Origin of the sequence: Levilactobacillus fuyuanensis, assembly GCF_003946395.1 — a bacterium.
GTDB classification, from domain to species: Bacteria; Bacillota; Bacilli; order Lactobacillales; family Lactobacillaceae; genus Levilactobacillus; species Levilactobacillus fuyuanensis.
In genome coordinates this window covers 185,365-193,630 of the sequence record NZ_RHNZ01000005.1, presented here as the reverse complement: position 1 = coordinate 193,630, position 8,266 = coordinate 185,365, and the positions used below count along the sequence as shown (strand labels likewise).

General features: G+C 47.6%; 10 protein-coding genes. 5 read left to right on the top strand and 5 right to left on the bottom strand.

The window, feature by feature from the left end; translation table 11 throughout:
- Positions 1 to 195: 195 nt before the first annotated feature.
- Positions 196 to 1,455, top strand: a complete 1,260-nt coding sequence (locus EKM73_RS03885) for a DUF5776 domain-containing protein (protein ID WP_125700676.1) — start codon at positions 196 to 198, stop codon at positions 1,453 to 1,455.
- A 104-nt stretch (positions 1,456 to 1,559) separates the two neighbouring features.
- On the opposite strand, the gene EKM73_RS03880 is transcribed toward EKM73_RS03885, so the two are convergent.
- The 3 genes from EKM73_RS03880 to EKM73_RS03870 all read right to left on the bottom strand — a co-directional run bounded on the left by EKM73_RS03880 (position 1,560) and on the right by EKM73_RS03870 (position 3,575).
- Positions 1,560 to 2,303 (bottom strand): DarT ssDNA thymidine ADP-ribosyltransferase family protein, encoded by a 744-nt coding sequence (locus tag EKM73_RS03880; RefSeq protein ID WP_125700675.1) that lies wholly within the window; start codon positions 2,301 to 2,303, stop codon positions 1,560 to 1,562.
- Complete coding sequence (locus EKM73_RS13030; RefSeq protein ID WP_382387195.1) at positions 2,185 to 2,553, bottom strand: DarT ssDNA thymidine ADP-ribosyltransferase family protein; 369 nt, start codon at positions 2,551 to 2,553, stop codon at positions 2,185 to 2,187. Before EKM73_RS13030 ends, EKM73_RS03880 begins: the two co-directional genes overlap by 119 nt.
- Before the next feature lie 74 nt (positions 2,554 to 2,627).
- Positions 2,628 to 3,575 carry a macro domain-containing protein gene (locus EKM73_RS03870; protein WP_125700673.1) on the bottom strand — a complete coding sequence of 316 codons (948 nt, stop codon included), beginning with the start codon at positions 3,573 to 3,575 and terminating at the stop codon, positions 2,628 to 2,630.
- Between the two features lie 443 nt (positions 3,576 to 4,018).
- On the opposite strand from EKM73_RS03870, the gene EKM73_RS03865 reads away from it, so the two are divergent.
- On the top strand, positions 4,019 to 4,306 hold the full coding sequence (locus EKM73_RS03865; RefSeq protein WP_164508849.1) for a type II toxin-antitoxin system RelB/DinJ family antitoxin: 288 nt from the start codon (positions 4,019 to 4,021) through the stop codon (positions 4,304 to 4,306).
- Positions 4,303 to 4,593, top strand: a complete 291-nt coding sequence (locus EKM73_RS03860; protein WP_125700671.1) for a type II toxin-antitoxin system mRNA interferase toxin, RelE/StbE family — start codon at positions 4,303 to 4,305, stop codon at positions 4,591 to 4,593. Before EKM73_RS03865 ends, EKM73_RS03860 begins: the two co-directional genes overlap by 4 nt.
- Before the next feature lie 73 nt (positions 4,594 to 4,666).
- Here the strand turns inward: EKM73_RS03860 and EKM73_RS03855 are convergent, their stop codons facing one another.
- Entirely contained in the window at positions 4,667 to 5,881 is a 1,215-nt protein-coding gene (locus EKM73_RS03855) for an aminotransferase-like domain-containing protein (RefSeq protein ID WP_125700670.1), read from the bottom strand.
- A gap of 40 nt (positions 5,882 to 5,921) precedes the next feature.
- Between EKM73_RS03855 and EKM73_RS03850 the strand changes: the two genes are divergently transcribed.
- Both EKM73_RS03850 and EKM73_RS03845 read left to right on the top strand, forming a co-directional pair.
- Positions 5,922 to 6,131 carry a hypothetical protein gene (locus EKM73_RS03850; protein WP_125700669.1) on the top strand — a complete coding sequence of 70 codons (210 nt, stop codon included), beginning with the start codon at positions 5,922 to 5,924 and terminating at the stop codon, positions 6,129 to 6,131.
- 544 nt (positions 6,132 to 6,675) lie between these two features.
- The gene (locus EKM73_RS03845) at positions 6,676 to 7,584 is read left to right on the top strand and encodes a LysR family transcriptional regulator (protein ID WP_125700668.1); all 909 of its coding nucleotides are present in this window, start codon (positions 6,676 to 6,678) and stop codon (positions 7,582 to 7,584) included.
- A 169-nt stretch (positions 7,585 to 7,753) separates the two neighbouring features.
- Here the strand turns inward: EKM73_RS03845 and EKM73_RS03840 are convergent, their stop codons facing one another.
- Entirely contained in the window at positions 7,754 to 8,260 is a 507-nt protein-coding gene (locus EKM73_RS03840; protein ID WP_125700667.1) for a helix-turn-helix domain-containing protein, read from the bottom strand.
- Positions 8,261 to 8,266 lie beyond the last annotated feature (6 nt).

Sequence of the window (8,266 nt, the reverse complement as noted above, 5' to 3'; positions counted from 1 at the left end):
AGATACGTTAGAATCCATGTATTAGAAGCTAGCTAATGGGAGAGGACTTCCATTTACACAAAAAATTTGACACTCCCTCCAGACAGGGCGGAACAACTATAGGCATTTACCATAATGCCAGAAAACATATATTGCCATTATCTATTTTTAGCCTTATACTTTAGCCATCAAATAAATGTTCTAGGGGTATGAACTATGAAAACTAAATTTTGGGTAATTCCATTCCTACTGTTTTCAGCCACTTTAATTACAACTGTTAACCAACCGGCTACTAGTGTGAGGGCCGATACTCAGGCTTCTTCCACAACTAATCCGGACAATTCGGCTGGTCGTGCAATGATCACTAATAACACTGTCGTTCTGCCGCCTTACGACCTTACAAAAGTAAATAGCCTTTTAATTGGTGGCCAGAAGAGCGATCTGCACCCTGTTTATGGTATCGATGGTGCTTCCTTTGACGGCGGAGATATGGCCGGCGGTGACCAGCTAAATGGTGCCTCACATGCCGCTGATAATATTCTGATAAACGTCGACACGGGCGATGTTTACTATGGATTCCCTTCTGGAAATTCTCATCTTGATACAGATATCGTTTACATCAAATACGATTCAGCAACAATGATCCTGAATGGGGCCAAAACTCCCGTCAAGGTGACGCTGAACTTCCGTGACGCTTCAAACCAAAATCAAATCATTCAAACCAGAACCATCGACGCCGGAATCGGCGCCGATGACCCTCTATTTGGCTCCGAGATTAAGGGCTTAGTCAGCAAGAGTGTCCCAATTGATGGCTATACGGCCCGTCTGAATTCTACAACCTCTGAAATCAACAAAACCGATAACACAGCCACAATTAATTACTTTTACACCAACGACAAGGCTACCAGTACGCCAAGCACGCCGACGAACACTACCAGCACCCCAACTACAACATCAAGTAGTGCGTCCGATGCAATTATCACTTCGGCCGCTGGTGATAAAGTTAGTGCGACAACGAAGCCTGTAGCTGCTAAGCACTCTGCCATTTACGGCGTAAAGAAGATTGGCTTTTACAATAACCCAACCTTCTCGAAGGCCACGCGCCTGCACTGGTACACGAAGCAAACGCGGCCAAATCGGCCCCAGTTTGTCGTCACCGGTTACGCGCGTTCCAAGGCTGGCACCCTCCGTTACCACGTCCGCGCCGCTAACGGTAAGACGGGTTACGTTACGGCCAATAGCCAATACGTAGTCAACACCTACTACAAGTCTCAGCCAAAGACTATCCGCGTTATCGGCAAGCACGGCATCAACGCCTACAACAAGGTGACCCTGAACGGTAAGGTTGTGCGCCACTACAAGCGTGGGACTACACTGACAATCAAGAAGATTCAGAAGCATAACCTGACAAGCCGTTTGGTTCTGTCTAATGGCACTTATATCACTGGGAATAAAACACTGGTGATTGCGAAATAGATTCAATTGTCGTCACTTCCTGATTGCATTCCGCATTATCAACTAAACAACCAGTCGTAACTAACTCAACACGAGTTGGCTACGACTGGTTGTTTTACAATGCACTAGAATGGCATATCAATATCTTCAAAGTTCTGTTCGTAACTACCTTTGTAGGCAATATGCCCGTCAATATCCACGATCAATTGATAACTTTGAAGTGGAACAGGTAGTGTCAATTCAATTTTATCAAGTAAGAGCGCCCGCACATTCTTATTTGGCCACCAATAATCTGTCCCATCCGGTACCAATACTTTCATGGTCACATTTAGATAATTATCAGTAGCCTCTTCATTTAGGGCAAAGCCAATCCCCCTATCCTCAGTTGGCAAGCCCCATTCCTTTGGGTAGGCTTCATTAACATTGCTCCGTACTCTTAAGCGATCAGTAATGAGTTCAACATCTTCAATAAAATTACGATCCATAAAAAAATAGTCTTCTTTTTGGACTTGAATTAGATCGTCATATTGATAAACATCATCGTCATGAAGTAAGTTCAGCAATGTTTCTCTCTCCGCTACAGAGCGGACTAAAATTACTTTTAAATAATCTAGTCCCAAACTCTCAGGAACAATAACTTCAGCTTGCTTATGTCCGGTGATAGCCTTCTTTTGACTGTCCGACATGCCGATTAATGGTCCCTCTTGGTAAATGTCCTTAAAAGGCAATTTGCTAAATTCATCTGGCGTACTATATCGCGGAACAACTTGATTTAACGCTAACGATCGATCCGTAAATTGAACGCCAGACTGGCTCAATAATTCGGGGGAGCTTAAATAAAAAGAATACTGGAATAGGGCAATCTGCATGAAGCTTCTGCCGCTTGCTCTTAACTTGAAAGCCCTCGTTATAAAACTGTGTGGGTGTTCGTGGCCGAAAGTACAAACGTACATACTTTTCAACCTCATTAGCCGTTTGGGAAATAACATCATAGCTCGCATTATCATTTTTCATCAGGTTATTTTCCAAAGCATACTGTCTGGAATAGAGTCTCTGTGCTTTAAGCACACTAACGGCATTAACGATATCCGTAAAGTGATAAGCAAATCTGGGCCACATTCTTCGTTTAAACGAGCTAAGACGCGTTTCACGTTTTCCTGTGGTTAAATCATTTACCACATCCCGAAATTCCACTAGCCAATTCCCCTTCCAGAAATCATCTGTGAATCTGCATCAGGCTTTTTCACAGTAAGCATTGGTAACTGACTCTGGTTTAAGACAACCACTTCAACTTCCCGTCCTTGCCATGCTGCCGGCAGAATTTTAATATACGGTAGCTTAGCAACTAATGCACGAAATAGGCCTTCATCATGGTTTCGATGAACTTCTTGTGGCAATTCAGTTGGCACAATCACACCCTGACGGCGCAAACGTGTCCAAAAGTCCGTCATGTCAGCCTGTGATATAGCGTATCTTTCGTGTCTTTTTCCTTCAATAGTCATAAAGGTAACTGCCGTTTCATCAAGAAATGGTGTTGGTTGCTCATCCACTAGCTCAACTTTCCGATCAACTTCGCCCAGATTATTCGATAATTGTTGCTTAAGCTCTTCTTTGAATTCAGCAACACTCAACATGGCTGGCTCTTTTTCCAACCATGTTTTCATTTCCGAAGGATTCTTAAATTCCGGCTCACTTGTCTGCCTATCATAAAGATGAATGTAAACATTAATCGGTAACTTTCGTAAGTACTTTTCCATCAGTGGCTGAACTTCATCTTCCCAATTCAAACCACCATTGCCAACACCCAGTTGTGGAAACGCAATCGATTTAATCTTCTTCTCCTGATAAGTATCCACAAATTTTTGTAATCCAGCTTCAATATAATCAAGTTTCGATCGATTACGCCAATTCTCTTTAGTTGGGAAATTTAAGATCCACTTATTATCTGTCTTATAGAGCCACAATTTGCCAACCGTTAGCTTTTTAGCTTCACAAAGTTGTCGGTATTCCGTAAACATTTGTGGATACATTTTTTTGAATTCTAGGGCAATTCCCTTGCCCATCACGCCAACTGTATTGACCGTATTAACTAACACTTGTGCTGGGCTTTCAAAAAGACTGGTCTTCAAATAAATTAGCAATTCTGTGCCTCCTTTTATCCCTTGCTCTTTAAAAAGGGATCAATTCACCCACTTCGAATCAATCCCCCAAATAACATTTTTAATTATCAGTTCATCGATTAGTCGCTGTTGCGATTATAACACATCATATCAGACAGCAACGGTGACATCACTTATAACTTACACCACCGGCTTCACGCCCCGCACGGCCCCTTTCACCGCGTCACCCAGCCGATGCATCCCGGCATTATTTTCACCGTATATCATCATCCAAATCCAACTCACTGATGACACGAGATTATTTAAGCATATTCCAACGAATACTTTCATATTTTTGACATCAAAATCATTAAATAATATAAATGTGTAATGACATCGTTATCACAAAGATAATAATAAGGCACATTCAAGTGCACATTGGGATATTGATGGTATACTATGGTGTACATAAAGGAGGCGTATCCATGGATAATCTAAAAGAACACTCAGCGAAGTCACAACGCCTTAATATTCGCGTTGATGGCGATTTGAAAAATGAAGCACAACAAATTTATCAACAACTTGGTCTCGACATGTCAACTGCTATTACCATGTTTCTAAAACAAAGCGTCGTTGACAAGGGACTCCCTTTTCGGCCAAGCATTGACGATAATGAGAGCTATACACCAGAACAAGTTCGCTCTCTTGTCCGCTCTGGAACTCTCAAGCGCTATGATACTGTTGACGATATGTGGAAGGATTTGAATGAATGAAGCTTGAGTTCACGCCTCTTTTTAAACGTCAGCTTAAACGACTTAAAAAGAAACATTACCCTATCGGACTCATACAACAAGCAGCTTCTGCAATCATGGACCAAGATGTCGATCATTTAAGATTGCTTCACGATCACTCTCTAAGGGGCGATTGGACTGGATTCCGCGAACTTCACCCCACCGGAAAGCTAGACAATTGGATTTTACTCTACCTCATAACCGATGAAGATGAAGTTGTCCTCACACTCATTCAAACTGGTAGTCACAAACAAGTTCTAAATATTTAAAATGGTTCATATAAAATGCCCAGTACAATCTACTAGTTAGTAGTACTGGGCATTTTCATGACCAAATTTACTATTACACCACCGGCTTCACGCCCCGCACGGCCCCTTTCACCGCGTCACCCAGCCGATGCATCCCCGAATCGATCACGGCCGGCGTCAGGCCGGTGAAGCACAGGCGCAAGCTGTTATGCACATCGCGGTCCGGGTAGAAGTTGGTGCCCGGCACGTAACTCACGTGCGCCTGCGGAATCACCGTATCTCGTAACAAAGCCGCCGCATCGATCTCCTCCGGCAAGGTTACCCAGTCGAAGAAGCCCCCAGCCGGCTGCGTATAGCTGATGTCGTCCGGGAAATAGGCCGCCAACGCGTGGATCATCGCCGCACACTGCTCACGATAGTTACTCTTCAACGCCGTGATGTGCGCGTCCAAGTCGTTAGCGTCCAGATAGGCATCAATGGCCGCGTGCACCACGTTACTGGTTTCTAAGTCACTGGCCAACCGCACGCGCATAATCGCCGCCAGCAGATCATTATCAGCCACCAGCCAGCCCGTCCGCAACCCCGGCATCAGGATTTTTGACAGGCTCGACACGAAGACCACCCGGCCCTCGGTGTCGAAACTCTTGATGGCGGGTAACGGTGCGTGCTCGTAGCCCAGGTCGCGGTACGGCGAGTCCTCCAAGATGATGAAATCGTAGCGATTGGCGAGGGCCACGAGTTCCCGACGCTTGGTCACACTCATGGTGATGCCGGTCGGGTTGTGGTAGTCCGGCACGGTATAGAGTAGCTTGATCCGCGGGTGACGCTTCAACGTCTCCTCCAACCGGTCGAGGTCCAAACCATCCGCCTGCAGCGGCACCGCGTGGTAGGTCGGCTGATACAGGTCGAACGCTGCCAGCGCCCCCACGTAGGTCGGCACCTCCACGGCCACCTCATCCCCCACGTTCAGGAGCGCCTTAGCCACCAGCTCGATGGCCTGTTGCCCACCGACCGTCAAGACGACGTTATCGGCGGTAGTCGGGACCTGCCCCCATTTGCCAATGCGGGCCGCTAACTTCGCCCGCAAGTCCGGATTGCCCTGCGCCGTCTGGTACTGGAAGAGGTGGGCCCCGGTCTGCGCGATGGCTGTGTCAAACGCCGTCTGCATGGCCGCCACTGGAAAAAGGCTCTCGTTCGGACTCCCAGCCGCAAAAGAAATCGCGCGCGGATCGGTGTCCTGTGGGAACAAGCCACTCAAGGCAGAAGGAACATCAGGATTAACGCGTTGTGCAAACAAGTCATTTAACATGAGACTCACACCTTTCTGGAAAATCTTGGAAACTGGTTTAATGACAGATCAGATTGATGGCCCACTCGCCTTACCGGGTGGCGCCAATCGCCCGGAACGCGGTGGGCGGACGTCCAGAGCCAAAGGGCGGTCTCTGAACTTGTCGGTAAACCGCTGTGAAACGCGTTTCACCAACACCAATGTTCTAAGCGGCAAACCCGCTAAGAACATTCCCACGGCTGAGGCGATTGGCACCACCCTCACGGCTTAACATGGATTTGAGTTGTCGTGAGACTGGTTGCCAGTTTTTGCATAAATTGCATGTAGAACCTACATGCGTAAATTTACGCAATGCCTACTTTTATACATATCCACCAACCATCCAAGCACGTATGACAAAGCCCCAGTAGTCACGATCACATCCGCCGCAATCCGTTGTTGGGCCACGCCACCATGTCAGCCGCAGGGCTGGTGAAAATGGGCTCAGCCGTGGGAGTTGTCTTAGCGGCGGGGTGTGCCGGTTAGACAACTGGTGGATTTGAGACGCGGGTTCTAGCGGCTCAAGTCCAAGTGCCAAGACCGCTCTTCGGCTTGGCGCGTCCGCCCACAGCGCCCTGCCCATTTTCACCAGCCTGGAGGCACCGCACAACCACACAAGCCCAACAACTAATTGCCACCCAGAATTAACCCAACTGCCAATTACCACTACCTGCTTTTCAAGGAGTATGATAGAATACCGTTGACAGAAAAACTATTTCAACTATCTAGAAATAGCATGAATGTAATTCATCTTAACCAATTTGGAGGTGTCCCCGATGTTACCGTTTGCCTATCGCGTCTTTCAAACCATTGTGCAGGAACAGACCTTTTACCGGGCTGCTCAAACGCTGAACGTGACGCCCTCAGCCATCAGCCACTCGGTCAACCAGCTGGAAAAGGAGCTGGGCTTTCCGCTATTCATTCGCAACCGGACCGGCGTCGAACTGACACCGGACGGGCAGACCATTCTGCCCCTGATTCAAGCCATCATCAATGCCGAAGACCGGCTTCAACAGGCTGCCGCCAACATCAACGGCCTCAACGCTGGCTCCGTGCGGATGGGCGCCTTCTCGTCCGTCTGCATCAATTGGCTGCCACCGATCATTCAACAATTTAAGCAGGACTTCCCCCAGATTGACATCAACGTCGAGCAGGCCGACTTCAGTAGTATCGCCTCCGCTGTCAAGACTGGGCGACTGGACCTGGGGCTCTCCGCGCTACCGGTGGCGGAAAAGCTGACCGTCCTGCCGCTGGTCAAGGACGAGATCTACTGTATCACGCCGACTGATTTCATCCCCGCCAACCGCACGACGGTGACCGCCGCCGACCTCGCCGACCAGAACTTTATCCTGCAACGGGGCGACTACGACAAGGACACCAAGGCGGCGCTGGATCACTACCAGATTCGGCCTAACGCGCTCCGTTTCTCCATCGACGACCAGTCCATCTTGGCCATGGTTGAAGCCGGCATGGGCATGGGTATCTTGCCAGAACTGGCACTGGAACGAGTCAGCGGGAACGTCAACGTCTACCCGTTTGACACCACGTTCTTCCGCACCATCTGCCTGGTGGTCAACTCGGAACAGGCCAAGGCCCCCTCGACAGCCAAGATGATTGCGGCCATCACCGACTACGTGACGGCGAAGTACCCGGACAAGGTGCTGGCTCATCCGCATGTGGGGTAGGATTTAAGGTTAGATGGCCTTCAAGGTCAGCCCAGATATACCGTAATTCTCTAAAATTGACACAACAAAACCGCAGTTCTGCTCGCCAATACCTTGGTGAAGCTGAACTGCGGTTTCGTTTCAAAACGACTTAACTTTATGGCTAAACTCTTGATACTTAATCGATCTTTTACGCCAATGCAACTTTCTGTTCGATTTTTTCGTATTGGCTTGCCGACATAATGGCTTTTTTAGCCTGTACCAACGTGGCAAATGCGACAGTATTTTGAGATAGTCGAAAAAGACTCTCTTGCTCATCCGTTTGCAAGACCAGGCCATTTTCAATTTCAGAAAGCGTACTATAACTCATCCCTAAAACCATCGCAAATTGACGTAAACTCAGCTGATAATTCTCACGAATCTCACGCACTGCTTCTGGAGTCAATACGCCAAATCGCCGACGATACTCTCGAAAATCGGCTTGTAGATTAAGATCCGGATCATCAATTGGTTCTAAATAATTATCTTCATCATCTAACCGTTGGCCGGCCGGTACCCAATAAATATGGGTCATTTGAACTTCCCGTCGTCGAACCTGCACAGTCTCTTCTAAACTAATAACCGTAAACTCCGCCAGGCGACCGGTTAGCGTTCTTTCAATTTCAACAGTTTTGATTACTTTATATTTCGTAGTCATTTTATC

Excerpts from the sequence above, each read along its gene's own strand:
- EKM73_RS03860 (WP_125700671.1), top strand. The coding sequence starts at position 4,303 with ATGAAGCTTGAGTTCACGCCTCTTTTTAAACGTCAGCTTAAACGACTT.
- EKM73_RS03845 (WP_125700668.1), top strand. The coding sequence starts at position 6,676 with ATGTTACCGTTTGCCTATCGCGTCTTTCAAACCATTGTGCAGGAACAG.
- EKM73_RS03840 (WP_125700667.1), bottom strand. The coding sequence starts at position 8,260 with ATGACTACGAAATATAAAGTAATCAAAACTGTTGAAATTGAAAGAACG.
- EKM73_RS13030 (WP_382387195.1), bottom strand. The coding sequence starts at position 2,553 with ATGTGGCCCAGATTTGCTTATCACTTTACGGATATCGTTAATGCCGTT.
- EKM73_RS03855 (WP_125700670.1), bottom strand. The coding sequence starts at position 5,881 with ATGTTAAATGACTTGTTTGCACAACGCGTTAATCCTGATGTTCCTTCT.
- EKM73_RS03885 (WP_125700676.1), top strand. The coding sequence starts at position 196 with ATGAAAACTAAATTTTGGGTAATTCCATTCCTACTGTTTTCAGCCACT.
- EKM73_RS03880 (WP_125700675.1), bottom strand. The coding sequence starts at position 2,303 with ATGCAGATTGCCCTATTCCAGTATTCTTTTTATTTAAGCTCCCCCGAA.
- EKM73_RS03865 (WP_164508849.1), top strand. The coding sequence starts at position 4,019 with ATGGATAATCTAAAAGAACACTCAGCGAAGTCACAACGCCTTAATATT.
- EKM73_RS03850 (WP_125700669.1), top strand. The coding sequence starts at position 5,922 with ATGACAGATCAGATTGATGGCCCACTCGCCTTACCGGGTGGCGCCAAT.